General features: G+C 69.0%; 20 protein-coding genes and 1 pseudogene. 10 read left to right on the top strand and 11 right to left on the bottom strand.

The annotated features are described in order from the left end of the window. Positions 1 to 351: 351 nt before the first annotated feature. Both A5773_RS01990 and A5773_RS01985 read left to right on the top strand, forming a co-directional pair. Positions 352 to 2,061: pseudogene (locus A5773_RS01990) on the top strand (NAD-binding protein); the annotation flags it as partial. Positions 2,062 to 2,343: 282 nt separating this feature from the next. Further along, on the top strand, positions 2,344 to 3,663 hold the full coding sequence (locus tag A5773_RS01985; RefSeq protein ID WP_067789160.1) for a PPE domain-containing protein: 1,320 nt from the start codon (positions 2,344 to 2,346) through the stop codon (positions 3,661 to 3,663). Between the two features lie 4 nt (positions 3,664 to 3,667). Here A5773_RS01985 and A5773_RS01980 read toward each other — a convergent pair whose 3' ends face one another. After that, positions 3,668 to 5,098, bottom strand: a complete 1,431-nt coding sequence (locus A5773_RS01980; protein ID WP_066945917.1) for an FAD-binding oxidoreductase — start codon at positions 5,096 to 5,098, stop codon at positions 3,668 to 3,670. Between the two features lie 294 nt (positions 5,099 to 5,392). Between A5773_RS01980 and A5773_RS01975 the strand changes: the two genes are divergently transcribed. After that, positions 5,393 to 5,896: a DUF732 domain-containing protein gene (locus A5773_RS01975; RefSeq protein ID WP_067789157.1), complete on the top strand. Its 504-nt coding sequence runs from the start codon at positions 5,393 to 5,395 to the stop codon at positions 5,894 to 5,896. On the opposite strand, the gene A5773_RS01970 is transcribed toward A5773_RS01975, so the two are convergent. Beyond that, a complete protein-coding gene (locus tag A5773_RS01970; RefSeq protein ID WP_066945449.1) occupies positions 5,893 to 6,174 on the bottom strand; it encodes a DUF3017 domain-containing protein in 282 nt (93 codons plus the stop codon). The genes A5773_RS01975 and A5773_RS01970 overlap by 4 nt on opposite strands. Beyond that, a complete protein-coding gene (locus A5773_RS01965) occupies positions 6,171 to 7,016 on the bottom strand; it encodes a bifunctional methylenetetrahydrofolate dehydrogenase/methenyltetrahydrofolate cyclohydrolase (protein WP_066945453.1) in 846 nt (281 codons plus the stop codon). The genes A5773_RS01970 and A5773_RS01965 overlap by 4 nt, the downstream gene beginning before the upstream one ends. A gap of 83 nt (positions 7,017 to 7,099) precedes the next feature. On the opposite strand from A5773_RS01965, the gene A5773_RS01960 reads away from it, so the two are divergent. The 3 genes from A5773_RS01960 to A5773_RS01950 all read left to right on the top strand — a co-directional run bounded on the left by A5773_RS01960 (position 7,100) and on the right by A5773_RS01950 (position 13,583). Continuing rightward, positions 7,100 to 8,308, top strand: a complete 1,209-nt coding sequence (locus A5773_RS01960; protein ID WP_066945456.1) for an NADH:flavin oxidoreductase — start codon at positions 7,100 to 7,102, stop codon at positions 8,306 to 8,308. Positions 8,309 to 8,377: 69 nt separating this feature from the next. Then, the gene (locus A5773_RS01955) at positions 8,378 to 11,026 is read left to right on the top strand and encodes an FHA domain-containing protein (protein WP_067789154.1); all 2,649 of its coding nucleotides are present in this window, start codon (positions 8,378 to 8,380) and stop codon (positions 11,024 to 11,026) included. A gap of 1 nt (position 11,027) precedes the next feature. After that, complete coding sequence (locus A5773_RS01950) at positions 11,028 to 13,583, top strand: ATP-binding cassette domain-containing protein (protein ID WP_066945464.1); 2,556 nt, start codon at positions 11,028 to 11,030, stop codon at positions 13,581 to 13,583. A 5-nt stretch (positions 13,584 to 13,588) separates the two neighbouring features. On the opposite strand, the gene A5773_RS01945 is transcribed toward A5773_RS01950, so the two are convergent. From A5773_RS01945 to A5773_RS01920, 6 genes are all read right to left on the bottom strand, one after another. Beyond that, positions 13,589 to 14,140, bottom strand: a complete 552-nt coding sequence (locus A5773_RS01945) for a pentapeptide repeat-containing protein (protein WP_066945467.1) — start codon at positions 14,138 to 14,140, stop codon at positions 13,589 to 13,591. Beyond that, positions 14,137 to 14,733: an ATP/GTP-binding protein gene (locus A5773_RS01940; RefSeq protein WP_156659117.1), complete on the bottom strand. Its 597-nt coding sequence runs from the start codon at positions 14,731 to 14,733 to the stop codon at positions 14,137 to 14,139. Before A5773_RS01940 ends, A5773_RS01945 begins: the two co-directional genes overlap by 4 nt. After that, positions 14,714 to 15,088: a DUF742 domain-containing protein gene (locus A5773_RS01935; RefSeq protein WP_066945473.1), complete on the bottom strand. Its 375-nt coding sequence runs from the start codon at positions 15,086 to 15,088 to the stop codon at positions 14,714 to 14,716. Before A5773_RS01935 ends, A5773_RS01940 begins: the two co-directional genes overlap by 20 nt. 6 nt (positions 15,089 to 15,094) lie before the next feature. Continuing rightward, positions 15,095 to 15,493 carry a serine protease inhibitor gene (locus tag A5773_RS01930; RefSeq protein WP_066945476.1) on the bottom strand — a complete coding sequence of 133 codons (399 nt, stop codon included), beginning with the start codon at positions 15,491 to 15,493 and terminating at the stop codon, positions 15,095 to 15,097. Further along, the gene (locus A5773_RS01925; RefSeq protein ID WP_067789196.1) at positions 15,490 to 18,225 is read right to left on the bottom strand and encodes an ATP-binding protein; all 2,736 of its coding nucleotides are present in this window, start codon (positions 18,223 to 18,225) and stop codon (positions 15,490 to 15,492) included. Before A5773_RS01925 ends, A5773_RS01930 begins: the two co-directional genes overlap by 4 nt. A gap of 241 nt (positions 18,226 to 18,466) precedes the next feature. Beyond that, a complete protein-coding gene (locus A5773_RS01920) occupies positions 18,467 to 19,072 on the bottom strand; it encodes a bifunctional 2-polyprenyl-6-hydroxyphenol methylase/3-demethylubiquinol 3-O-methyltransferase UbiG (protein ID WP_066945478.1) in 606 nt (201 codons plus the stop codon). Between the two features lie 17 nt (positions 19,073 to 19,089). Here A5773_RS01920 and A5773_RS01915 point away from each other — a divergent pair, with 17 nt between their 5' ends. Next, a complete protein-coding gene (locus tag A5773_RS01915) occupies positions 19,090 to 19,554 on the top strand; it encodes a tRNA (cytidine(34)-2'-O)-methyltransferase (protein ID WP_066945481.1) in 465 nt (154 codons plus the stop codon). Positions 19,555 to 19,591: 37 nt separating this feature from the next. Continuing rightward, on the top strand, positions 19,592 to 19,918 hold the full coding sequence (locus A5773_RS01910) for a YciI family protein (protein ID WP_066945484.1): 327 nt from the start codon (positions 19,592 to 19,594) through the stop codon (positions 19,916 to 19,918). Here the strand turns inward: A5773_RS01910 and A5773_RS01905 are convergent, their stop codons facing one another. Further along, positions 19,919 to 20,563 carry a nitroreductase family protein gene (locus A5773_RS01905; protein ID WP_067789151.1) on the bottom strand — a complete coding sequence of 215 codons (645 nt, stop codon included), beginning with the start codon at positions 20,561 to 20,563 and terminating at the stop codon, positions 19,919 to 19,921. A 225-nt stretch (positions 20,564 to 20,788) separates the two neighbouring features. On the opposite strand from A5773_RS01905, the gene A5773_RS01900 reads away from it, so the two are divergent. Both A5773_RS01900 and A5773_RS25885 read left to right on the top strand, forming a co-directional pair. Beyond that, a complete protein-coding gene (locus tag A5773_RS01900) occupies positions 20,789 to 21,259 on the top strand; it encodes a hypothetical protein (protein WP_156744691.1) in 471 nt (156 codons plus the stop codon). Positions 21,260 to 21,268: 9 nt separating this feature from the next. Next, positions 21,269 to 21,682, top strand: coding sequence for a hypothetical protein (locus A5773_RS25885; RefSeq protein ID WP_156659121.1), 414 nt, complete (start codon positions 21,269 to 21,271; stop codon positions 21,680 to 21,682). 18 nt (positions 21,683 to 21,700) lie between these two features. Here the strand turns inward: A5773_RS25885 and A5773_RS01890 are convergent, their stop codons facing one another. Then, positions 21,701 to 24,979 (bottom strand): error-prone DNA polymerase, encoded by a 3,279-nt coding sequence (locus tag A5773_RS01890; protein WP_066945497.1) that lies wholly within the window; start codon positions 24,977 to 24,979, stop codon positions 21,701 to 21,703. Positions 24,980 to 25,004 lie beyond the last annotated feature (25 nt).

The following is a 25,004-nucleotide window of genomic DNA, read 5'->3' as shown; positions in this document are numbered from 1 at the left end:
GCACAGGCAGGTTAAAGGTGTTGTACAGCAGCCCTTCTGGACGCCATCGCGACGCTTCCTTTATATCATTTGACACAATCCACACTTGTAAAAATTGAGTTTTACTGCGCTCCAGTCTATTCAGAGCGCGAATCGCCAGCGGCGCGGTGCGCTTGATTGGAGGACAGACGCGTTCGTGCCCGCCGCATCCTGAATCTGTCTGTTAGCATCGAATTCGATCTTCATTTCCTTGGAGTAGCGCGCGATACCCGCCTCAGCAAAGTAAGTGCTTGTGCCACATGGGTTTCGCGCCACTGCTCGTGATCAATGTCGAATGAGGGGTAGCCGTGATTCGCGGAGGAGTGGAACGTCATGACCCAGTGCATCATCGTCAGCGGTGATGACGCGCTGGCGTCGACCATCGTCGACGAGTTGAAGAGGGCTGGCGCGAGCGTCGCGCGGCTCCTCGATTCGGAACTCGCCGGCGCCCGCGTCAAGACCGAACTCGCCAGGGCGGGAGTCGCCACGGCGTCGGCTGTGGTGTGCGCCGGAGATGACGACGCGACGAATTTGGAGATTGCGCTGCTGGCGCGGAAGGCCAACCCGAACATCCGCGTGGTGGCCCGGGTGGCCAATGACGTACTGCGCGAGGCCGTCGCCGCGGACGAGGGCCCGAGCGCGATCCTCGGCGTTGCCGACCTCGCCGGCGCCGCGGTGGTCGAGGCTTGCCTGGCGCGCACCACGCACCCGTTCGAGGTGGCAGGGATCGACTTCGTCGCCTTCGGCGCCGAGGCTCCGTTCGATGCGTCGCTGCGGGAGATCTACGGCGACCTGGCCCCGGTGGCGATGGTCCACAACGAAGACGCCGCCAACGCCGGTGAGGTCGTCGTATGCCCGGGACGGGATCTGCGGGTGGGCGCCGGCGACTGGACGGCGATGATCGGCACCACCGAGGAGGTCGCCGCCTGCGGAATCAAGGTTCCACGTCAGGCGCGAAGGCGCGCACGCCAGTCACGCTTGCGCCGAATCTTGTACGCCGCGCGCGCCCTGCCCGACGAGGTCAACCCCGCGTTCTATCCCGTGATCGTCGCGCTCATGTTTCTGGTCGTCGGCTCGACGACGCTGCTGCATTACTCCTACACCCACCCGGGGATGTCCTGGACCGACGCGTTCTACTTCACCAACGAGACGATCACGACGACGGGCTACGGCGACTTCAGCTTCGCCAAACAGCCCACCTGGCTGCGGCTCTACGCCGCCGTGCTGATGCTGGCCGGCGTGACCACCACCGCCCTGCTTGTCGCGTTTATCGCCGACGTGCTGCTATCGCGACGCTTTCTCACGTTGTCCGCACGCCCACGGGCACGCCACCTGCGCAACCACATCATCGTGGTCGGGTTGAGCGCGCTCGGGGTCCGGGTCGTCACCGACCTGACCGAGGCCGGTTACGACGTGGCGGTGATCGAGCGCGACCAGGGCAATCCCTTCCTGTCGACGACGGCCGAGCTCGACGTGCCGGTCATCTTCGGGGACGCGACATTACGCCCGACCCTGGAAGCGGCCCGGGTCGACAGTGCCCGCGCGGTCGCGGTGCTGACCCGAGACGACATGGTCAACATCGAGACCGGGATCGTGGTTCGCGAAATGTTGGGCTCCGCGCCGGCCCCACTGGGCAATCGATGGAGCAAGGTCCCGCTGGTCCTGCGGGTGTACGACCATGACCTGGGATCCGCGGTCGCCCAGCGGTTCGGCTTCGAAAACGTCCGGTCGACAGTCGAACTGGCCGCACCGTGGTTCATCGGCGCAGCGATGGGCCTGGAGGTGCTGGGCACGTTTTCGGTCGGCAACCGATCGTTCCTGATAGGCGGAATGTACGTGCAGGCCGGCAGCGAACTCGACGGGCTGCAGATGTTCGAAGTTTCCACCCAAACGCGTGTTATCGCAATCACTCGGGAGGACGCCCCGGTTCGGCTGCACCCGCGTCGCGACTCCCGGCTCAGCGCCGGTGACACCGTTTACCTGGTCGGTCCATACCGAGAACTCATCGCCACCCTGCGCAAGGGGCAGCCCCTGCGGCGGCCGGCCGCCGACGGATCAAGCACCGAAGGTGATTGTCGTTGCGCCGAAACTGAAATGGACGCCGATGTGTCGAATGAAGACAACGTTCGACGCCTCCAGCCGGTCAGAGAGGGGCGCGGCGTAGCGAGCCATTGACCGCAAAACCCACTGATCCGAAACGTCGCGGCGCAGGCTGAGCCGCGCCGTGCCAAAAATTCATTGAGGGGGAGACCTTTGTCGTCCATCGCTGGGGGGATTGCCGCTTACCCGGTCAACCCGGACTCGTTCAAATAGGCCGGCGGTGCAATGGATTTCGCGACGCTTCCGCCGGAAGTCAACTCGGGCCTGATGTATGCCGGTCCGGGTTCGGGACCAATGCTTGCCGCCGCCCAGGCATGGGAATCGGTTGCAGCAGAGCTGTATACCGCCGCCGGCTCGTACGAATCGGTGGTCTCCGCTCTCATCGCCGGACCATGGCTGGGTCCCTCATCGGCCATGATGGCCGCCGCCGCCAACTCCTACGTGTCGTGGTTGAACGCGACCGCCGCGCAGGCGGAGCAGACCGCTACGCAGGCCATTTCGGCCGCCGCGGCCTATGAGGCAGCGTTCGCGGCAACCGTGCCGCCGCCGGAGGTCGCGGCCAACCGGAGCCAGCTTGCGATGTTGGTCGCCACGAATCTGTTGGGGCAGAACACGCCTGCGATCGCCGCGACCGAGGCTCAGTACGGCGAGATGTGGGCGCAAGACGCCGTCGCGATGTACGGCTACGCGGGATCCTCGGCCGCGGCCACGCAGATGACGCCGTTCACGCCACCGCAGCAGAACACCGATTCGGGGGCGCAGGCCAATGCGCTCAGCCAAGCCGCCCAGCTGCCCGCCGGGTCCACCCAGAGCGTGGTCTCGAGCGCCGCGGGGTCGGTGAGCTCGGCGACTGGGGCGGCGTCCGCGCTCGGCGTGAACTCGCCGTTGGACCTGATCAACGTCGGCGCCGACGCCATTGCGTACGGAGTCGACGCCCCATTGGCCCCGCTGGGGGCGGTATCCATGCCCATCGACCTGGTCGGTGCTGAAACCGGTTTGCACACCGATGACATCGTCAGTGATTGGGATGCGAATGGCGCGCCCGTCTCGATAGTGCGGGGGGTGACGCCGGCCGTTCCGGCGACAACCCCGAACGTGTTGTCAACGACGACGTCGGCGGGGCTGGGCGAGGCGGACTCGATCGGGCGGCTCTCGGTGCCGCCGACCTGGGCGGCAGGCACGCCGGCGGTACGCCCGATCGCGCTCGCGTTGCCCGCCGCGCCCGCCGGTGCCGCCGCCACGGCGGTGGTACCCGGTTTCGAGAGCACGTTCGGCGAGATGGCCCTGGCCGGCACGGCCGGACGCGCCATTCGCGACGCCGTCGGCCGGCGTGACCATAATCAGCGGATCGCGGAACCCGTTGGCAGGCAGGCGATCAGCGAGCGGCCTTCCGATGCGGATGAGGACGTGCCCGCGGAGAGCGAGCCGCGCACCGTGGTGACGGGGATCGCCGCCGAGATACGCGAGTTCGCCCGGTTGCGCGACGAGGGACTGATATCCGACGAGGAATACGTCGAACAACGGAATCGTCTGCTCGGCCGCTGAGAACTCAGAAGTTCAGCCCGGAGAACATGACTCGATTCGGGTCGTACTTCTGCCGCACGGTCGTCAGCCGCGACAGGTTCGAGCCGAAGTAGCGCGCCGGCGCGCCATTGGCCTCCAGGTAGTTCACATATCCGCCGACCGAAATCTGTTGCACCGCTTGGTGCGCTGAGCTCAGCCAGCTGTTCGCGGCGCTGACCTGGCTACTGGAGGGTTCGACGTACCACTGCAGGACGGCGGCCTGATTGCGCCACGGAAAGGCGGTGTCACCCGCGGCCACGTCCGCGACGGCGCCACCGAGCGGATCGACGAGGACCGACGCCTGTCCGGCGCCTGCCGGCCATTGCCCTATCGCGGTGGCAATGGCATGGGCCGCAGCGGAATCCACCCGCCCGACGACGTCGGATCCGGCCACGAAGGAGCGCGCCGGAGGGTCGGCGCTGCCGCCGGCCAGGAACATCACCAGATCCGTGCGGTTCATCGTCTTGTTCGAAACAGAGGTGGGCGCCACCCCGACCGCGGACTTGATCGCATCGACCACTCCCGACCCCGTGCCGGCCGGGCACGTTGCGAGCACATGGCAATTCGGGGCGGAGCCGACCATGAGATCGACGATGCCCCAGGTGTTTCGGTCGGCGGCGTTGAGCCAGGACTGCCAGCCGACGAGCACCTGGGTGGCCGACGCGGGCGGGAAGTCGAGCCGCACGACGTCGCTGTCGGCCGTCGCGAGGGTGGAGAACGTCATCGACGTCGTCACCCCGAAATTGCCGCCGCCACCGCCGCGAAGCGCCCAGAACAGATCGGGGTTGTCGTTGGCGGAGGCGGTCACCACGTCGCCGCTGGGCAGCACGACCGTCGCCGACTGCAGCGCGTCACAGGTCAGGCCCGCGCGCCGGGTGTCGGGCCCGATCCCACCGCCGAGCGCGAGACCGGCGACGCCGACGGTCGGGCACGTACCGCTGGGTATCGCGCGACCGGCGCCGGTCAAAGCCTGGTGGATCGCGTACAGGGTGGTCGCCGGGGTGACGGTGACGTTGTTGCCGTCGAAGTTGGCGCCGCCCGGAAGCCCACGCAGGTCCAGGACCAACGTGCCGTTGGCGCTCGAGGCACCGACGTACGAATGCCCACCGCCGCGCGGCGCGACCTTGAGGTTGTTCGCCGCCGCGAATGCGACCGCCTTCTGCACGTCGGCCTGCGACGAAACCGTCACGACCGCAGCGGGACTGGAGTTGTCATAGAACGAGTTGAAAACCTTTTTGCTGGTGGAGAATTGAGCGGCATTGGTCGGCAGGACAACAGTGCCGCCGATGGAGGAGGCCAGACCGCCCCATCCGGCGACGGGATCCGCCGCGGCCCGCGCGGTGCCCAGAACCGCACCGGTTGCCAGCATTCCGACGGCGCCGCGGAGAAAGGCCTGGCGCGAGATGTCCCTCTGCAACCAGGGGTCCAGCGGACGGCTGCGATTCGTCGTCATGTGCGGAGATTCTTAAACATTTCTCACCGAAAAGCCCGGAGCTTACGGCCGTGTCAGATCACAGTGTGGCCTCGATCCGCCGCGGGTCTTGACGCCACACGGCGCCCTAATAATCGACGCTGCGGCCGCGGTGACCGCGCAAAACGCTTATTGTGCGAAGCTTTATCCCACCGTGTCGCAAACGTGACAGTGATAGCTCAGAGTTCGTAACGTGATTCGAGTGCTTCCGGCGCACTCCACGAATGAGGGGGAGGCTGCATGAAGGCACGTTCACGAACGCAACACTGGATCTGGGTGTTTCGGAACCAGCCCCTGACCGTTCGCCTGCTGGCGGTGGCCGCCGGCCTGCTCACCGCGGCGTCGGCGTTCGCGGCTCCAGCCGGCGCGGACAACCCCGACGACAATTTCATCGACGCGCTCAACCACGCCGGCATCGACTTCGGCGAACCCGGGAACGCGATGTCGGTCGGTCAGTCCATCTGCCCGATGCTCGCCCAGCCGGGCGGCAACTTCGCCGCGGCCGCGTCCAGCGTGTCCGGCCGGGGCATGTCCCCCATGATGGCGCGCATGTTCACCACCATCGCGATACAGACTTACTGTCCCGAACAGATGGCAAACCTGGCCAGCGGCAATCTGTCCGGCGCGGTGCCGCAGATGCCCGGCATGGCCGGGCAGATCCCCGGCATGCCCGGGATGGCGGGGCAGATCCCCGGAATGGCGGGGCAGATCCCCGGGATGGCCGGGCAGATCCCGGGTATCTAACGGGTGCCGAGCGGATCGATGGTCCACGCGATGTAGACCATCGCTCCCGCGACCGTCGCGGTGGTGATGAAGTCAATTCCCTTGCTGCGCACCGCCAAAAGACCGGACCGATCATCGGACAGCACCAATCGCAACGCCGCCGCCAGACCGACCCCGATACCGATCAGCAGCGAACCGCGACGCCAGAAGCTGGCCCCCACCAGCGCGAGCGCCGTGGCGAAGGTCAAGCCGACCAGCAGGATCGGCCACTGGGCCCTGACGACGGACCTCGCGTTCATTGCCGCTCGGCCAGCTCGACGACGTTGCTCAGCAGGAACGCCCGGGTCAAGGGACCGACTCCGCCGGGATTCGGCGACACGTGGCCGGCGACCTCCCACACGTCGGGGTGCACGTCGCCGACCAACCCGTTGTCGGTCCGGCTGACGCCCACGTCGACGACCGCGGCGCCCGGACGCACCATGTCGGCGGTCAGCATGTGCGGCACCCCGACGGCGGCCACGACGATGTCCGCCTGCCGGGTGTGCGCGGCCAGATCGCGAGTTCCGGTGTGGCACAACGTCACCGTGGCGTTCTCGGAACGGCGGGTGAGCAGCAGCCCCAACGGGCGGCCGACCGTCACCCCGCGGCCGATGATGACCACATGCGCCCCCGCGATCTCGACGTCGTAGCGCCGCAGCAGGTGCACGATCCCCCGCGCGGTACACGGCAGCGGTGCCGGAACGCTGAGCACCAGCCGGCCCAGGTTCGTCGGGTGCAGTCCGTCCGCGTCCTTGTTCGGGTCGACACGCTCCAGCGCCGCGTTCTCGTCCAGCTGCTTGGGCAGCGGCAACTGCACGATGTAGCCGGTGCAGTCGGGGTTGGCGTTCAGCTCGTCGATCGTGTCTTCCAGCGTCGCGGTGCTGATGTCGGCGGGCAGGTCGCGGCGGATCGACGTGATGCCGACCTTGGCGCAATCCGCGTGCTTGCCGCGCACGTAGGCCTGCGAGCCGGGATCGTCACCGACCAGGATGGTGCCCAGTCCGGGGGTGCGACCCGACGCGGTCAGCGCGGCCACCCGTTGTTTGAGGTCGACGAAGATCTCGTCGCGGGTGGCCTTGCCGTCCAGTGTGATTGCGCCCACGCCTGACAGTCTGGCAGACAGCGGGGATGGCGACCCGCCACGCCCGGCTTCGCCGCGCTTGCGACCACCATTAAGCTCCCGATATGTCAACCCCTCCGGACGTGTTCAGCCCGGCCAAGCTCGGCCCGATCACGCTGCGCAACCGCACCATCAAATCGGCGACCTTCGAGGCCCGCACGCCCGACACCTTGGTGACCGACGACCTGATCGAATACCACCGCCTGCCCGCGGCGGGCGGCGTCGGCATGACGACCGTCGCCTACTGCGCCGTCTCCCCCGGCGGCCGCACCGAGGGCAACGGCATCTGGATGCGCCCGGAGGCGGTGCCTGGATTCCGGCGGCTCACCGACGCGATCCACGCCGAGGGCGCGGCGGTCAGCGCGCAGATCGGCCACGCCGGTCCGGTCGCCAACGCCAAATCCAACAAGGCCAGGGCGCTGGCGCCGGTGCGGTTCTTCAATCCGATCGGGATGCGGTTCGCCAAGAAGGCGACCCGCGACGACATCAACGATGTCATCGAGGGGCACGCCAACGCGGTCCGGCTGGCCATCGAAGCCGGCTTCGACGCGGTCGAAATCCACTTGGGCCACAACTACTTCGCCAGCTCGTTCCTGTCCCCGCTGATCAACCGCCGCGACGACGAGTTCGGCGGATCGCTGGAAAACCGGGCGAAGGTGGCCCGCGGCATGGTCATGGCCGTGCGCCGGGCGGTGGAAAAGGAGGGCACGCCGATCGCGGTCACCGCCAAGCTCAACATGACCGACGGCGTCCGCGGCGGCATCTCCATCGAGGAATCGCTGACCACCGCCAAGTGGCTGCAGGACGACGGCGGGCTGGACGCGATCGAACTCACCGCGGGCAGCTCGCTGGTCAACCCGATGTACCTGTTCCACGGTGACGCGCCGCTCAAGGAATTCGCCGGGGCGTTCAAGCCGCCGCTGAGCTGGGGCATGCGCATGACGGGCAAGAAGTTCCTTCGCGAATACCCCTACCGCGAGGCCTATTTGTTGCGGCACGCCAAGCTGTTCCGCGCCGAGCTGACCATGCCGCTGATCCTGCTCGGCGGCATCACCAATCGGGAAACGATGGACCTGGCGATGGCCGAGGGATTCCAATTCGTCGCGATGGGCCGGGCGCTGCTGGCCGAGCCGGACCTGATCAATCGGATCGCGGCAGACGGCGCCGCGCACAGCGTGCGTTCGGCCTGCACGCACTGCAACAAGTGCATGGCCACCATCTACACCCGCACCCAGTGCGTGGTCACAGGCGCGCCCGATCTGCTAGCCCGCTGACGATCGCGGGCCGCCAACGCACATTTGGGCCTCAGGTTGGCCTCGGGTCCACGAGTTACAGTTGGTGCGATGAGCTCAGCAGCCCCGCCCGTCTTGACGGTTCGTTTTGACGGGTCAGAACGCACCTTTGCCGCCGGTCACGACGTGGTGGTGGGGCGCGATCTGCGCGCCGACATGCGCATCACGCACCCGTTGATCTCGCGCGCGCATCTGTTGCTGCGCTTCGACCAGGGCCGGTGGCTGGCGATCGACAACGGTTCGCTCAACGGCACTTTCGTGAACGGTCGGCGGGTGCCGGTGGTCGAGATCCACGACGGTCAGTGCCTCAACATCGGAAACCCGGACGGGCCTCAGCTGCTGTTCGAGGTTGGGCGGCACCAGGGAATGGCCGGGCGCCCACCGCAAACCGAATCGATGGGCATTCCGGCCGCCGCTCACCCCGGCGGGACGGCCTGGTCCGCCGCGCCGGGTGGCCCGCCCGTCGCCGCGCCACCCGGTCCCCCACCCGGACCGGCGGGCCGCCCGCCCAACTGGGCGTCGCCGCCGCGGCGCCCGCACCCGGGCGCGGCCGGGCAGCGCCCCGCCCCGCCGGGGCAACCGATGTACCCAGGCGGCGGCCGCGCGCCGGCTCCTCCGCCCGTCGTACCAGCGCCACCTTCCACCTTCCAGCCGCACCCGCCGATGCCGGCGCCGGAAACCCGGATGTCACCCACCAACGCCAAGCCGCCCGAGGTGGCGAACCTGGCGACGAAGATGTTCCAGGCGCTCAGGCCCTCGCGATCCGGGGCCATCCAGAAGCCTTCCGGCGCGCTGACCATCGGCCGTGCCACCGACAACGACGTCGTCATCCAGGACGTCCTCGCGTCACGCCATCACGCGTTTCTGACCCAGACGCCGCTGGGCACCGAGATCCGCGACGCCCACAGCGTCAACGGGACCTTCGTCAACGGTGTGCGGGTGGGGTCCGCGGTGCTGACCGAGGGCGACGTGGTCACCATCGGAAACGTCGACCTGGTCTTCACCCGCGGTGAGCTGCTCCGCCGCACCGAGGCGGCGACGCGCACCGGCGGCCTGGAAGTGAACTCCGTGTGCTACACCGTCGACCACGGAAAGCAGCTGCTCGACCACATCTCGCTGACCGCCCGGCCCGGCACGCTGACGGCCATCATCGGTGGTTCGGGTGCCGGCAAGACCACGCTGTCGCGACTGATCGTGGGCTACACCAGCCCCACTTCGGGCACCGTGACCTTCGAGGGTCATGACATCCACGCCGAGTACGCGTCGATGCGCAGCAGGATCGGGATGGTCCCGCAGGACGACGTCGTGCACCGCCAGCTGACCGTCAACCAGGCCCTGAACTACGCCGCCGAGTTGCGGCTGCCCCCCGACACCAGCAAAGCCGAGCGGGCTCAGATCGTCGCCCAGGTGCTCGAAGAACTCGACATGACCAAGCACGCCGAAACCCGGGTCGACAAGCTGTCGGGCGGCCAGCGCAAGCGCGCCTCGGTGGCCCTCGAGCTGCTCACCCAGCCCTCCCTGCTGCTGCTCGACGAGCCGACCTCCGGCCTGGACCCCGCGCTGGACCGTCAGGTCATGCTGATGCTGCGCCAGCTCGCCGACGCCGGCCGCACGGTGTTGGTGGTGACCCACTCGGTGTCCTACCTGGACGTCTGCGATCAGATCCTGCTGGTCGCGCCGGGCGGCAAGACCGCGTTCTGCGGGCCACCCGACCAGGTCGAGGCGGCCATGGGCACCCGCAACTGGGCCGACATCTTCGCCAAGGTGGGCGCCGACCCCGACGAGGCCAACCGCCGGTTCAAGGAGCGCAATCAGCAGCAGTCCCAGGCGCCGTCCCCGCAGAGCCCGGCCGACCTGGGCGAACCCCCGAAGTCGGACCTATGGCGGCAGCTGTCCACGATCGCCCGCCGCCAGGTGCGCCTCGTCGTGTCCGACCGCGGTTACACGATCTTCCTGGCGATCCTGCCGTTCCTCATCGGCGCGCTGTCGCTGACGGTGAAAGGCCCCCACCCCGGCCTCGGCCCGGCCGATCCGCTGGGCGTCGCCCCCACGCAGCCGCAGTACATCATGGTGCTGCTGAACATCGGCGCCGTCTTCATGGGCACCGCGCTGACCATCCGCGACCTGATCGGCGAGCGCGCCATCTTCCGGCGGGAGCAGGCCGTCGGGCTGTCCACGACCGCCTACCTGCTGGCAAAGATCGCGGTGTTCTGCATCTTCGCGACGATGCAGGCGGCCGTCGCGACGATGATCGTGCGGCTGGGCAAGGGTGCGCCGACGGCCCACCCGCCGTTCTTCGGCAACTCCACCTTCTCGCTGTTCGTCACCGTCGCCGGCACCTGTGTGGCGTCGGCGATGCTCGGCCTGCTGCTGTCGGCCGTGGCGCAGTCCAACGAACAGATCATGCCGCTGCTGGTGGTGTCGATCATGTCGCAGCTGGTGTTCTCCAGCGGCATGATCCCGGTCTATCAGCGCTTCGGCCTCGAGGAGCTCGCGTGGCTGACACCGGCCCGCTGGGGCTACGCCGCGGGCGCGTCGTCGATCGACTTTCCGTCGCTGGTGAAGGTCAAACAGATCCCGACCAACGACCCGATCTGGCAGCACTCGAAACACATCTTCGTGTTCGACATGGCGATGCTCGCGTTCCTGTCCATCGCCTACACCGGCTTCGTCCGATGGCACATCCGGCTGAAACGCTGAGATGACTCAAGGCGCGGCGCCCGTCCTGACTGTTCGATCCGACCGATCGAAGGGCAGCTTCTCGGCTGGCCGCGACGTCGTCGTCGGAAGCGACCTGCGCGCGGACCTGCGGGTGGCGCACCCACTGGTCGCCCGCTCGCACCTGCTGCTGCGCTTCGATCGCGGCAAGTGGATTGCGCTGGACAACAATTCGCTGAACGGGGTGTACGTGAACGGCCAGCGGGCGCCGCTGGTCGACATCGAGGACGGCCAGACCGTCAACATCGGCAAGCCCGACGGCCCCCGGATCACTTTCGAAATCGGCCACCACACCGGGGCCGTGGGCATGCTCCCGCCGACCACGGAGTCGATCCCGGTCATCTCGCCGCCCAGCGACGCCCAGCCCGCGCGTGCGCAGCCTGCCGGTCAGCGTCCGCCGGCGCCGCCGCGGCAACCACCGGCGCAGCCGCCGCGCCCGTGGGAGGGTCCGCACCGCACCACCGCCGTACCGATCGTCCGGCCGGACGCCGCAACCCGCTCGGTATCGCAGACGGGCGGGCTGCCGGAGCTCAATCAGCCGACCCAGATCGGCGTGAGCGGCCAGGTCGCGGAGTTCCCGACCACGCGGGTGAAGAACCTGGGTCCCGGTTCCGAGCGGGCGACCGACCGGCCCGGACGCGCGGCCTGGATCGGCCGCGCCCTTGACAACGACATCGTCATCCACGACGTGCTGGCGTCCCGCCATCACGCGTTTTTGACCCCGACGCCGGCGGGCCCCGAGATCCGCGACGCCAACAGCAGCAACGGCACCTTCGTCAACGGGGTCAAGGCCGCGTCGGCGGTGCTGTCCGAGGGCGACGTGGTGACCATCGGCAACGTCGACCTGGTGTTCTCCGGCGGCATCCTGGTCCGCCGCCAGGAGGCGGCCGCGCGCACCGGCGGCCTGGAGGTGCGGGGCGTCGACTTCAGCGTCAGCGGCAAGAACCTGCTCGAAAAGATCTCCCTGACGGCCCGGCCGGGCACGCTGACCGCGCTCATCGGCGGGTCCGGCGCGGGCAAGACCACGCTGTCGCGGCTGATCGCCGGGTACGCCACCCCGACCTCCGGGCTGGTCACGTTCGAGGGCCACAACATCCACACCGAGTACGCGTCGTTGCGGACCAGGATCGGGATGGTCCCCCAGGACGACGTGGTGCACCGCCAGCTCACGGTCAACCAGGCCCTGGGCTACGCCGCCGAGCTGCGGCTGCCGCCCGACACCACCAAGGCCGACCGGGAAGAGGTCGTCGCGCAGGTGCTCGACGAACTGGGGCTCACCCAGCACGGCGACACCCGGGTCGACAAGCTCTCCGGCGGGCAGCGAAAGCGTGCCTCGGTGGCCCTCGAACTGCTCACCGGGCCGTCGCTGCTGATCCTCGACGAGCCGACCTCCGGCCTGGACCCGGCGCTGGACCTGCAGGTCATGACGATGCTGCGCCAGTTGGCCGACGCCGGCCGGGTGGTGTTGGTCGTCACCCACTCGCTGACCTACCTCGACGTCTGCGACCAGGTGCTGCTGATGGCGCCCGGCGGCAAGACCGCCTTCTTGGGGGCGCCCGACCAGATCGGGACGGTCATGGGGACCACCAACTGGGCGCAGATCTTCGCCAAGGTGGGCGCCGACCCGGACGAGGCCAACCGCCGCTTCCTGGCGCAGAACAAACCCCCGCCGCCGGTTGAGGCGGAGGCACCGGCCGATCTGGGCGTCGTGCCTAGCACCAGCATGCGGCGCCAGTTCTCCACCGTTGCCCGCCGCCAGGTTCGCCTGGTCGTCTCCGACCGCGCCTATTTCGTGTTCCTGGCGCTGCTGCCGTTCGTGATGGGTGCGCTGTCGCTGACCGTTCCCGGCCACACCGGTTTCGGCTACGCCGACCCGACGAGTGATTCGGCCGGCGAGGCCGGCACCATCCTGACGCTGCTCACCATGGCGGCGGCGTTCATGGGCACAGCGCTAACGATCCGCGACCTCATCGGCGAGCGCCCGATCTTCCGGCGGGAGCAGGCGGTCGGGCTGTCGACGACGGCCTACCTGCTGGCGAAGATCGCGGTGTTCTGCGTGTTCGCCGTCATCCAGGCGGCCATCGCGACCGCCATCGTGGTGGCCGGCAAGGGCACCCCGAAGCGGCCGGCCGTGCTGCTCGGCAACGCCACCCTCGAGCTGTTCGTCGCCGTCGCGGCGACGTGTGTGGCCGCCGCGATGCTGGGCCTGCTGCTGTCGGCGCTGGCGCGCTCCAACGAGCAGATCATGCCGCTGCTGGTGGTGTCGCTCATGGGGCAGATGGTGCTGTCCGGCGGGATGGTGCCGGTCACCAACCGGATCTTCCTCGACCAGTTGTCCTGGGCTGTGCCCTCGCGGTGGGGGTACGCCGCGCAGGCGTCGACGGTCGACCTGTGGACCGTGTCGCCCGGCCCGCAAAGCCCGCGGGACAGCCACTTCCAGCACACGCCGGGCGCCTGGCTGTTCGACATGGGCATGCTGGCGGCGTTATCGGTCGGCTACGCCGTTCTGGTGCGGTGGCGCATCCGGCTCAAGCACTGAGCCGATCAGCCGTCGAGGCGCAGCCCCTGAGCCGCCGCGAAGGCCACCGCCTGGCCGACGTCGACGCGGGCGCCCGCCAGCGACGCGGTTCTCCACAACGAGGGATCCACGGTCGCGCCGCGCAGGTCGGCGTCGTCCAGCCGGGCGCCCGTCGTCCGCGCGCCGGACAGGTCGGCGCCGCGCAACACCGCCTTGCGCAGGTCCGCTTCCACCAGGCTGGCCTCGCGCAGCCGGCAGCCGCTCAGGTCGACGCCGCGCAGGTCGTTACCACCGAGCACCGCGAGCGTGAAGTCGACCTCGTCGAAGGCGATCGGCCGCATCCGGCACTGCACGAAGACCGAGCCCAGCATACTGCACTGCGCGAAATCGCTGTGCCACAACGAAGTTCGCTTGAACGTGCAATTGCGGAACGCCGACCCGCGGTGCTGCGACTCGGCCAGGTTGGCGCCGCTGAAGTTGCACTCGTCGAACACGACCCGTTCGGTCTGCCACCGGCTGAGGTCCTCGTCGGTGAAGTCGTGGCCGTCGAAGTGACGATCAACCCACCGGGTGCTCAACTGGCAGTCAGGCTGGCCAGAGCGTATTCGCTGACCGCGATCAGCGCATCGGTCGCCGACCGGCGATCCCGGGCGTCGACCGAGATCATCGGGATGTGCGCGGGCAAGGTGAGCGCCTCGCGCACCTCCGCAACGGGATAGCGCGGCGCGCCATCGAACTCGTTGACCGCGACCAGGAACGGCAGGTTGCGGTGCTCGAAGAAGTCGACCGCGGCGAAGCTGTCCTCCAGGCGCCGGCAGTCCACCAGCACGATCGCCCCGATGGCGCCCCGAACCAGGTCGTCCCACATGAACCAGAACCGGCGCTGCCCCGGCGTGCCGAACAGGTAGAGCACGAGGTCCTCGTCCAGCGTGATCCGGCCGAAGTCCATCGCGACGGTGGTGGTCCGCTTATCCGGGGTGGCCTCCAGCGCGTCGACGGCCGTCGAGGCGTCGGTGAGCATCGCCTCGGTGCGCAACGGCATGATCTCCGACACCGCCCCGACGAACGTCGTCTTGCCGGCACCGAACCCGCCCGCGATGACGATCTTCGTGGAAGCGTGGGCGGAGTCGGAGTACATCTCGGAGTGCGCCTCAGAGTGCCTTAAGGCCACGCAGCGTCCTTCCTATCAGTTCGTGGCGCTCATCGGAGGTCGAACGCTCGGACAACGTCCTATGCACCCGAAGGTAGCCGGACAAAACCAGATCGCCGACCAGGACGCGCGTGACACCGAGCGGCAAATCCAGCCGGGCGGAGATCTCCGCGACCGACGGACTGCCCACGCAGAGTTGGATGATCTTGCCTTTCGCGTCGTCGGCTGGCCACCGGTAAGCCAGGCCGGCCTGCAACGTCTGTATCGGCGCTTCCACCGGAAGGTCGACGTCGGTGCCGGTCCGTCCGGAGGTCAGGGTGTACGGGCGGACCAGATTCCCTCTACCTGCGCCCGGCCGGGGTTCGCGTTCGTCCATCGCGGCTCACGAGACGCCAGACCGGCGGGTGGACTGCACCACGCCCCCGACCCGCTCGACCAGGATGGCCATCTCGTAGCCGATTTGACCGATGTCACACGACGTGGCGGCGAGCGTGGCCAGATGCGAGCCGTCACCGACGCGCATCAACAGCAGGTAGCCGTGTTGCATCTCGACCACCGACTGCAGCACCTGGCCGCCCTCGAACAGCTGCGCGGCGCCGGTCGCGAGGCTGGCCAGACCGGAGGCCACCGCGGCCAACTGGTCGGCGCGCTCACGTGGGAGATGCTCGCTGGCGGCGAGGGGCAGTCCGTCGACGGAGACCAGCAAGGCGTGCGCCACGCCGGGAACCTCGCGGGCGAACCGCGTCACCAGCCAGTCCAGTGAATTGTCAGGTGAATTCATTCCTGATCGGGCCCTTGAGTCGTGTCGCGGGCGTGCGACCGGCCGGGGCGCACGCCGCCGAAGTGATTACTGAAGGAGGCGCGAACCGCCTCGGGATCGCGCGCCGCCGCGGCGTGCTGCGGCTCGCGGGCGGAGTGGCTGCCACCGTTGGTTCCCTGGTCTTCCTCGGCCGGCTGGTCCTCCTCGGGCAGGCCCGTCCCGTTGGCCGTCCCCGGCACCAGCCGGGCGCCGGGCGTGCGCACCGGAAGGCCGTGCTCGGCGGTGCGTGATTCGACGGGCTTCTCCTCCGCCGCCGCCGCCAGCGTCCAACCGCGGTCCCACACCGACTGCCAGTCCAGGTCGGGGCTGTTGACCAGGTCGTGCGGGTCGCCGAGCATCTCCGACAGCATCCGCCGGTAGATCACGTCGTCGTCGGCCGGGGCGCTGTCGCTCTTGGGGGCGGCCGGAATCGACGGGCCGGGCGCGCTCGGGGCGGGGGCCGCCGGCTTGTCGGCCTCCCGCGACCGCGCGGCGAAGAACGCCGACGTGTCCGACGCCGTCCGCGCCGACGCGGGTTTGGGGTCCGGCTCCGCCGGGGTGCCGCTCTCCCACCACGGGGTGGGGAGTTCGCGCCGGTGCCGCTGGGGCTGCCGCTCTTCGGCGGGCACCTCGGTGATGCCGCTGGAACCGGGGTTGCGCCGCGGCAGCAGCGTGACCGGCGGTACGGGATCCTCGGCGGCGTGCTGGAGCGCCGGCTCGGGCCTGCGTTCCTCGGCCGGCGCGGCGAGTTGTGCGCTGGGGGACGAAACGGCCCGGATCCGCGTGGCTCGGACGGGCCGGGCCGCGCCCTCGAGGATGGTCGGCGGCAGGTAGATCTCCGCGGTGGTGCCGGAGCCCGTCTCGTTCGCCGCCGGGCCGCGCAGCCCCACCCGGATGCCGTGCCCCGCCGCGATCCGGCCGACCACGAAAAGCCCCATGTGGCGCGCGTTGTCGGGGCTGACCTCGCCCCCGGCCTGCAGCCGCATGTTCGCCATGCGGCGATCGGTGTCGTTCATGCCCAGGCCGGAGTCGGCGATCCGCACCACGACTCCCCCGTCCCCGCCGCGGCCCGCCGAGACCCGCACGGGAGTCGACGGCGGTGAGTAACGCAGGGCGTTGTCGATCAGCTCGGCGAACAGATGAATGGCGCCGCCGGCGGCCGCGCCGATCAGCGTGCTGTTGTCGGGCAGTCCGGCGATTTCGACGCGGCGGTAATCCTCGACCTCGGACACCGCGGCGTTGAGCACCGTCGACAGCGGCACCGGGTCACGCTGGTCGCGGGCCAGCTGCGCGCCCGCGAGCACCAGCAGGTTGGCGCTGTTGCGGCGCAGCCGGGCGGCGAGGTGGTCCAGCCGGAACAGGCTGTCCAGGCGTTCGGGGTCCTCCTCGTTGCGCTCCAGCCGATCGATGAGCGACAGCTGCTGGTCGACCAGCGACCGGCTGCGGCGCGACATGGTCTCGAACATGTCGTTGACCAGCAGTCGCAACCGCGCCTCGTCGCCGGCCAGCAGCAGGGCCTGGGTGTGCAGTTCGTCCACCGCGTGGGCGACCTGGCCGATCTCCTCGGTGGTGTACACCGGCAGCGGTTGCGGCGTCGGCTCGGCGCCGCCCGCCTTGACCCGGGCGATCTCCTCCTCGAGGTCGGTGTGGGCCACCTTGAGGGCGCCGTCACGCAGGATGCGCAGCGGCCGCACCAGCGCGCGCGCCACCAGCAACACGACGACCAGCGCGATGACGATGGCGCCCAGCACCAGGATGGTGTCCAGGATCGCGGCGTTGCGCTTGTCCGCGGCCTGCGCGTGCACCGACTTGGTTACCGACGCGGTGGCGTCCTTGATGACCTGTTCGGCGATGTCGTCGGTGGTCTGTATCGAGCGCAGCAGGTCGGCGTTGTCGACGAGCACGCTGGCCGGATCGGACATGATCGCCATCCGGGCCACCAGCTGCTGCTGCAGCGTCTTGGCTTCCGGCGATCCGGCGCCGAGCACTTCGCTCATCCCGAACAGGGTCGACGGCTCGGTCCCGGCCAGGGTGATCATCGAGGTCCGCAGTTGCGGCTCGGGCAGCTCGGCGCCGCGGGTGACGAGGATCTTCTGCATCGTCATCTGCCCGCGCGCCCCGACCGCCCGGCTCAGCCCCTCGGTCTGCGCGCGAATCTTCTCGTCGTCGACGCGCACCGACGCATTGATGACGTCCTCCGCGGTCAGCAGGATCGGGGCATACAGGGTCACCCGCTCCCGTAAACCTAGGCCGTTGTCGGACGCCTTGTTCACCAGCATCTGACCACCGTCCAGCAGGTTGTTCACGCCCGAGCGCACTTCGGCGCTCACGTCGGTGTCGTGCAGCCGCGTGTCCAACTCGTACTTGCGCGCCTCGAAGTTCTTCTTGGCCCCCTCCACGTCACGCCCGGTGCTGCCCGCCATCAGGGCGACGTCCAGGGCGGACATGTATTTGGTGACCACCGGGACCACGTCGGCGCGGGCGGCCGCGAGCCGCAGACCGCCCGCGTTCGCCATCGCGCCCTCGATGCGCAGCACCCCGAACACCGTCGCCAACACCAGCGGGACCAGCACAATCGCCAGCACTTTCCACCGGACCGGCCAGTTGCTCAGCGACCAGGTCGGCGGGCGTTTATCCGGCGCCGGGTCGGTGCCGTGCGGCTGCGGGGACTCGGAGGCGGCCGCCTCGGCCGGGTTGGCCGGGCGGGCGAACATGGTCACGTCGCCACGGCCGTGCGACCGGCCGCCGCGCTGATGGTCAGCGCTCGAGAAATCGAGAGGCTCATGAGACTTCCTGCTTTATCCACCCGTACCACGCCAGATGGGCGCGAGCGCGTCAACGTGGCAATCCGACGAGTATGACAGCCCGCGGCCCAGGTCACCAGAATCGTTACTGAGCAGACAGGTCCCTCCAAGGTGGACCCGCGCACGGGCGGACGATTCTGGCAAACGGTTCCTACACCGGCCGGAGGACCGCGACGAGGAAATCCGAGCCATCGGCGAACGGTCGCAGGTCCCAGGTGGAGAGCAGCAGATCCGGCGCGAAGCCGGCCGCCGCCGCGTCGTCGAGGAAAGCGGCGAACGCGTAATCGCGGCCGGCGCCGAAGCCGATCGCCGCCCGGCCGTCGCCCTTGAGGTGGGCGCGCAGCCGGCCCAGCACCCGCCCCCGCGTGCTGGGGGCGAGGAAAGTCATGACGTTCCCGGCGGACACGATCACGTCGAACGGCTCGGCGATGCCGCGGGCGGGCAGGTCCAGTTCGGCGAGGTCGCCGACGAGCCAGCGCGGGCCGGGATGATCCTGCTCGGCCGCTTCGATGAGCGCCGGGTCGACGTCGACGCCAACGACGTCGTGACCGGCGGCGGCCAGGTACCCGCCCAGCCGGCCGGGGCCGCAACCCGCGTCGAGGATCCGGGCGCCCCGGGGCGCCATCGCGTCCACGAAGCGGGCCTCGCCGGCAAGGTCATCACCGGCGCGGGCCATCGCGCGGAACCGCTCGATGTACCACTGCGAATGTCCGGGATCGGCAGTGACTTTCTGCATCCAGATGCTCTGCTCGACCATGCGACCATTATCGCGTTGTGTTCAAGCTGATGTTCTACTCCCCGCGCATCGCCCCCAACACGGGCAACGCGATCCGGACGGCGGCGGCGACGGGCTGCGAATTGCATCTCGTCGAGCCGATGGGCTTCGACCTGTCCGAACCGAAGGTGCGGCGGGCCGGGCTGGACTATCACGACCTCGCGTCGGTGACCGTCCATGCCTCACTCGAGGCCGCCTGGGAGGCGCTCGCGCCGGCCCGGGTGATCGCGTTCACCTCGCACGCGCCCACCTCCTTCGCCGATGTCCGCTACCGGGCGGGCGACGTGTTGATGTTCGGGCCCGAACCCACCGGGCTGGACGCGGCGACGCTGGCCGACGCGCACATCACCGAGCAGGTGCGGATCCCGATGCTGGCCGGCCGCCGCTCGCTGAACCTGTCCAACGCGGCGGCCGTCGCCGTGTATGAGGCCTGGAGGCAGCACGGCTATCACGGGGCGCTCTGAGCGATGAGTTCCGGGCGCGGCGCGAGTCAGCAGTGACATGGCAACCTTCATCACGATCGGTTACGGCGACGAGGCCGGATACCACCAGTTGAGCGACGACCGCAGACAGGCCGCACACGCCCGCGACGACGAACTCAGCGCGTCCGGCGCGCTCGTCGCCCGAGCCGGAGACCCCGTGCAGGTGCGCAACCCGGACGGCACGGGGGTGCGGATCGAGCAGGGCCCCTTCCTCCGATCGGCGATGCCGATCGCGGGGTTCGCGGTGTTGGAGGCCGACGATCTTGACGCGGCGATCGAGCGGGTGAGTCAGACGCCCTGCGCGGTCGCGCACGGGGTGGTCGAGGTGTGGCCGCTTCAGACCTGATTACCAAGCGTCCCAATGGGTGACCTGCTCGGCGGGCAACCGCTTGGCGGGGCGGAAGTCGGTGCCCTTGGTGTAGGCGATCGGGAACAGCCCGCCCTGGCTGTACTTGTCGTAGGGAATGCCCAGCACGTCGGCCACCTGCTGCTCGCCGTCGCGCAGTAGGTGCAGCGTCGTCCAGCACGAGCCCAGCCCGCGGGAGCGCAGAGCCAGGCAGAAGCTCCAGACCGCCGGGAACAGCGACGCCCAGAACGACACGCCGCCCAGTGGCGTCTTGTCCTCGCGGCCTTCGATGCAGGGGATCAACAACACCGGCGCCTCGTGCATGTGCTCGGCGAGGTAGGTCGCGGAATCGCGGACCTTGTCCATCCGCTCGCCGCGGGTGTCCCCCTCGCCGTATTGCGCCGCCGGCGCGCTGAGGTAGCCGCGGGCGTTGGACAGATAGACGTCGCCGATCGCCTTCTTCTTCTCCGCGTCCTCGACGAACACCCATTGCCAGCCCTGTGAATTGGACCCTGTGGGCGCCTGCAGCGCCAGGTCGAGGCATTCCATCAGCACCTCGCGGCCGACCGGCTTGTCGAAGTCGAGACGTTTGCGGACCGAGCGGGTGGTGGTGAGGACTTCGTCGACGGACAAGTTGAGGGTCATGCTTGGAGACTACCGATGCCGCAATCAGGGAGGTCGTTTCGGGACCGATGGCCGAAGCGTCTGTGACCAACGGCCCTACGTCGGGCCGCGGATATGCGGCGATAGTCGTCCCGAACAGCAGTTTCTTGCATGACAGACATGAGGGGGCGATTGGCGATGCCGGCAGGCAACCAATCCGTGGATGCTCGCGTTCACGCGCATTCCGGGCGCTCACCACGGAACCAATTGGGCCGCAACGCTACTGCCGCTGAGCGCATCGGTGTCCTCGCGCTGGCCGTGTTCATCGTGGTGGCCGTGGGGTGGGCGTCCAGGACGCCGAGCCACGCGATGCCCACCGGCGACAAGGGCCTGCCCGGGAAGTGGCTCGGAGATGCGCAGTGCTACGACGGCTCCAAGGGCACCGCGGCCCTGGAGGTCACCAGCGTCGTCTTCAACGAGTTCCACGGCAAGATGAGCTACTCACCGTGGGGCTTTTGCGAACAGTATCACGATGAATACCTCTGGGGCAGTGTGAATCCGGACGGCAGTCTGCAGGGCAATGTGTTCGCCGGAACCTATTTCTACAGCCGTGCCAATGACTGGACGCTGCAATACAACTGGGACCAACGGTGGGGCGGCGTGGACAAATGGATCCACGGGCGGCTGGTCAAGCAGACCGGCGAACCCATGCCCGTACCGGCACAGCCCGCCAACTAGCTGGGAAGGATGAAGCAGATGAAAATTCTTGGTCGTGCGGCAATTTGGGCCGCAGTGGTGACGGTAGGACTCGGTATGACATCCGGGGTGCGTGCCAGTGCCGAAGACTATCTGTATGTGCATACCCAGACCGGAAGGACGCGGTGTTCCATCGGAACGCACGACGTTCTATGCGTGAGCCAAACCCTGGAATTGCCAGTAGGATTCGGCAACAACGCGGCACAGGTCGATGACACGGGCAAGTTGCAATACCTGGGCGTGGGTATGGTCGGCGACCCTGATCGCGATATCGTGCTGCATTACGGCGAGACGTATCACCTGCAGGGCTGGACGGTGCTGCCAACGGATCATGGCACCCGGTTCACCAACGACCGCACCGGCCACGGCATGTTCGTGAGCGTTCACGGGATCTATTCGTTCTGAGGCGCGAACGCAAGAGCCTCACCGGAAGTCGCGGGACTTCGAGCCTACGGCCAGGGTGATGCTGCCCAGCCGCTCGGCGACGACGGTGACTGCCCCGCTGGCGTTTTGGACCTGACCGCGCACCAGCATCGCCGGCGCGGCGTTGGCCAGCTTGCGGTGCCGCGCCCACACCGCCGGCGTACAGAGCACGTTGACCATGCCCGTCTCGTCCTCGAGGTTGAGGAACGTCACCCCCTGGGCCGTCCCGGGCCGCTGCCGGTGGGTCACCGCGCCGGCGATCAGCACCCGGTCGCCGTCGGGCACGCTGAGCAGCTGCGCGGCGGGAACCACGCCCAGCGCGTCCAGGTCCGCCCGCAGGAACTGCGTCGGATAGCTGTCCGGGGAGACGCCGGTGGCCCACACGTCCGCGGCGGCCAGTTCCAGCTCACTCATCCCGGGCAACGCCGGGACGTGCGACGACGAGCCCACACCCGGTAAGCGGTCCGGCCGTTGCGTGGCGGCCGCCCCGGCCGCCCACAGCGCCTCCCGCCGCGACATGGAAAAGCAGCCCAGCGCCCCGGCCGTCGCCAGCGCCTCGGTCTGCGGCACCGAGAGCTGCAGCCGGGTGGTCAGGTCCAGCAGGGATACGAAGGGGCCGTTGGCCTTTCGCTCCTGCACCAGCCGCTCGGCGAGGTCGTCACCGATGTGGCGGACGGCGCCCAGGCCGAGGCGGACCTCCGCCCCTTCGTTCTCGAGCGTGGCGTGCGCCAGGCTGGCGTTGACGTCGGGCCCGTGCACCGTCACGCCGTGCCGGCGGGCGTCGGCCACCAGCGACTGCGGCGAATAGAAGCCCATCGGCTGGGCGCGCAACAGCGCCGCGCAGAACGCCGCCGGGTGATGCAGCTTGAACCACGACGAGTAGAACACCAGCGACGCGAAGGACAGCGCGTGGCTTTCCGGGAAGCCGAAATTGGCGAAGGCCTCCAGCTTTTCGTAGGTCCGGTCGATGACATCGTCGGGGGCGCCGTGCAGCGCGCGCATGCCGTCGTAGAACCGGCCGCGCAGCCGTCGCATGCGTTCGGTCGAACGCTTGGAACCCATCGCGCGGCGCAGCTGGTCGGCCTCGGCGGCGGAAAAGCCGGCGCAGTCGACCGCCAGTTGCATCAGCTGCTCCTGAAACAGCGGCACCCCCAGCGTCTTTCGCAGCGCCGCCTCCATGGACGGGTGGTCGTAGGTGACCGGGTCGAGGCCGTTGCGCCGCCGGATGTAGGGGTGCACCGACCCGCCTTGGATGGGTCCTGGGCGGATCAGCGCCACCTCCACCACCAGGTCGTAGAAGATCCGCGGCCGCAGCCGGGGCAGGGTGGCCATCTGCGCCCGGGACTCCACCTGAAACACACCGACGGAATCGGCGCGGGCCAGCATCTCGTAAACCGCCGGCTCGGAGAGGTCGAGTTTGGCCAGGTCCACCTCGATCCCCTTGTGCTCTGCCACCAGGTCGATGGCGTAGTGCAGCGCCGAGAGCATGCCCAGCCCGAGCAGGTCGAACTTCACCAAACCGATTGCCGCACAGTCGTCTTTGTCCCACTGCAGAACGCTGCGGTTCTCCATGCGCGCCCACTCCACCGGGCACACGTCGGCGATCGGGCGGTCGCAGATCACCATGCCGCCGGAATGAATGCCCATGTGCCGCGGCAGGTTCCGGATCTGGTTCGCCAGATCGACCACCTGCTCGGGGATGCCTTCTATGTCGGGCGAGTCCGCCAGGCCGTTCCAGTGGCTGATCTGCTTGCTCCACGCGTCCTGCTGCCCCTGCGAGAAGCCGAGGGCGCGGGCCATGTCGCGCACGGCGATCCGGCCCCGGTAGGTGATGACGTTGGCGACCTGGGCGGCGTAGTCGCGGCCGTATTTGTCGTAGACGTACTGGATGACCTTTTCGCGCTCGTCCGACTCGATGTCCATGTCGATGTCGGGCGGCCCGTCCCGGGCGGGCGACAGAAACCGCTCGAACAACAGCTCGTTGGCCACCGGATCCACCGCGGTGACGCCCAAGGCATAACAGACCGCGGAATTGGCCGCCGATCCCCTGCCCTGACACAGGATGTTGTTCTCCCGGCAGAACCGGGCGATGTCGTGCACCACCAGGAAGTAACCCGGAAATGTCAGCTGCGCAATAACTTTCAGTTCGTGCTCGATCTGGGAGTAGGCGCGCGGCGCGGCATCGGCCGGTCCGTAGCGGTCCCGCGCCCCGGCCATGGTCAGCTGCCGCAGCCAGCTGTCCTCGGTGTGCCCGGCGGGCACGTCGAACGGCGGCAGCTGCGGCGCGATCAACGCCAGCCCGAACGCGCACTGTTCGCCGAGCTCGGCGGCGGCGGTCACCGCTTCGGGCCGCTGCCCGAACAGCCGGGCCATCTCCTCGCCGGACCGCAGGTGCGAGCCGCCCAGCGGGGCCAGCCACCCGGCGGCGGCGTCCAGGGACTGCCGCGCCCGGATCGCGCCCATCGCCATGGCCAGCCGCCGCCGCGACGGCCCCGCGAAATGCGCCCCGGTGGTGGCGACGACGCCGACGCCGAAGCGTGGTGCCAGCGCGGCCAGCGCCGCGTTGCGTTCGTCGTCGAGCGGGTGGCCGTGGTGGGTCAACTCGATGCTGACCCGGTCCGCACCGAACCGGTCCACCAGGTCGGCCAGCGCCCGCCCCGCCGCGTCCGGACCTTGTGACAGGGCTTGGCGCACATGGCCTTTCCGGCAGCCGGTCAGGATGTGCCAGTGCCCGCCGGCGGCCTCGGTCAGCGCGTCCAAGTCGTAGCGCGGCTTGCCTTTCTCCCCGCCGGCCAGGTGCGCCGCGGCCAGCTGCCGCGACAGCCGCCGGTAGCCCTCCGGGCCGCGGGCCAGCACCAGCAGGTGCGGGCCGGGCGGGTCCGGCGTCTCGGTGCGGGCCCCCGGCCCCAGGGACAGCTCGGCGCCGAACACGGTACGCAGCTCGAGTTCGGCGGCCGCTTCGGCGAATCGCACCGCCCCGTACAGGCCGTCGTGGTCGGTCAGCGCCAGCGCACGCAACCCCAGCCGGGCGGCCTCCTCGACCAGCTCCTCCGGCGTGCTGGCCCCGTCGAGGAAGCTGAACGCCGAATGCGCGTGCAGCTCGGCATAGGGAACGGACGAGCGGGCCCCCCGGGTGTCGTCCGGCGGTCGGTAGGTTCCGCGCTTAGGCGACAGGGGGGCGTCCTCCCCGGGTACCACCGGCACGCCGGCATGGCGCGGCTTGCCGTCGAGCACCCGCTCCATTTCCGCCCAGCTCGGCGGGCCGTTAAACCAACCCATACCAGCCCACAACCGCAGTCTATCG

Origin of the sequence: Mycobacterium sp. 852014-52450_SCH5900713, assembly GCF_001667075.1 — a bacterium.
In the GTDB taxonomy this organism is placed as follows: domain Bacteria; phylum Actinomycetota; class Actinomycetes; order Mycobacteriales; family Mycobacteriaceae; genus Mycobacterium.
The sequence above is the reverse complement of the archived record's forward strand: the minus strand, read 5'-3'. Positions and strand labels throughout refer to the sequence as shown.

What these genes read in the sequence shown, in the direction of transcription:
- A5773_RS01985 (WP_067789160.1), top strand. Translation starts at nt 2,344, where the DNA reads ATGGATTTCGCGACGCTTCCGCCGGAAGTCAACTCGGGCCTGATGTAT.
- A5773_RS01975 (WP_067789157.1), top strand. Translation starts at nt 5,393, where the DNA reads ATGAAGGCACGTTCACGAACGCAACACTGGATCTGGGTGTTTCGGAAC.
- A5773_RS01970 (WP_066945449.1), bottom strand. Translation starts at nt 6,174, where the DNA reads ATGAACGCGAGGTCCGTCGTCAGGGCCCAGTGGCCGATCCTGCTGGTC.
- A5773_RS01960 (WP_066945456.1), top strand. Translation starts at nt 7,100, where the DNA reads ATGTCAACCCCTCCGGACGTGTTCAGCCCGGCCAAGCTCGGCCCGATC.
- A5773_RS01955 (WP_067789154.1), top strand. Translation starts at nt 8,378, where the DNA reads ATGAGCTCAGCAGCCCCGCCCGTCTTGACGGTTCGTTTTGACGGGTCA.
- A5773_RS01950 (WP_066945464.1), top strand. Translation starts at nt 11,028, where the DNA reads ATGACTCAAGGCGCGGCGCCCGTCCTGACTGTTCGATCCGACCGATCG.
- A5773_RS01935 (WP_066945473.1), bottom strand. Translation starts at nt 15,088, where the DNA reads ATGGACGAACGCGAACCCCGGCCGGGCGCAGGTAGAGGGAATCTGGTC.
- A5773_RS01930 (WP_066945476.1), bottom strand. Translation starts at nt 15,493, where the DNA reads ATGAATTCACCTGACAATTCACTGGACTGGCTGGTGACGCGGTTCGCC.
- A5773_RS01925 (WP_067789196.1), bottom strand. Translation starts at nt 18,225, where the DNA reads ATGTTCGCCCGCCCGGCCAACCCGGCCGAGGCGGCCGCCTCCGAGTCC.
- A5773_RS01920 (WP_066945478.1), bottom strand. Translation starts at nt 19,072, where the DNA reads ATGGTCGAGCAGAGCATCTGGATGCAGAAAGTCACTGCCGATCCCGGA.
- A5773_RS01910 (WP_066945484.1), top strand. Translation starts at nt 19,592, where the DNA reads ATGGCAACCTTCATCACGATCGGTTACGGCGACGAGGCCGGATACCAC.
- A5773_RS01905 (WP_067789151.1), bottom strand. Translation starts at nt 20,563, where the DNA reads ATGACCCTCAACTTGTCCGTCGACGAAGTCCTCACCACCACCCGCTCG.
- A5773_RS25885 (WP_156659121.1), top strand. Translation starts at nt 21,269, where the DNA reads ATGAAGCAGATGAAAATTCTTGGTCGTGCGGCAATTTGGGCCGCAGTG.
- A5773_RS01890 (WP_066945497.1), bottom strand. Translation starts at nt 24,979, where the DNA reads ATGGGTTGGTTTAACGGCCCGCCGAGCTGGGCGGAAATGGAGCGGGTG.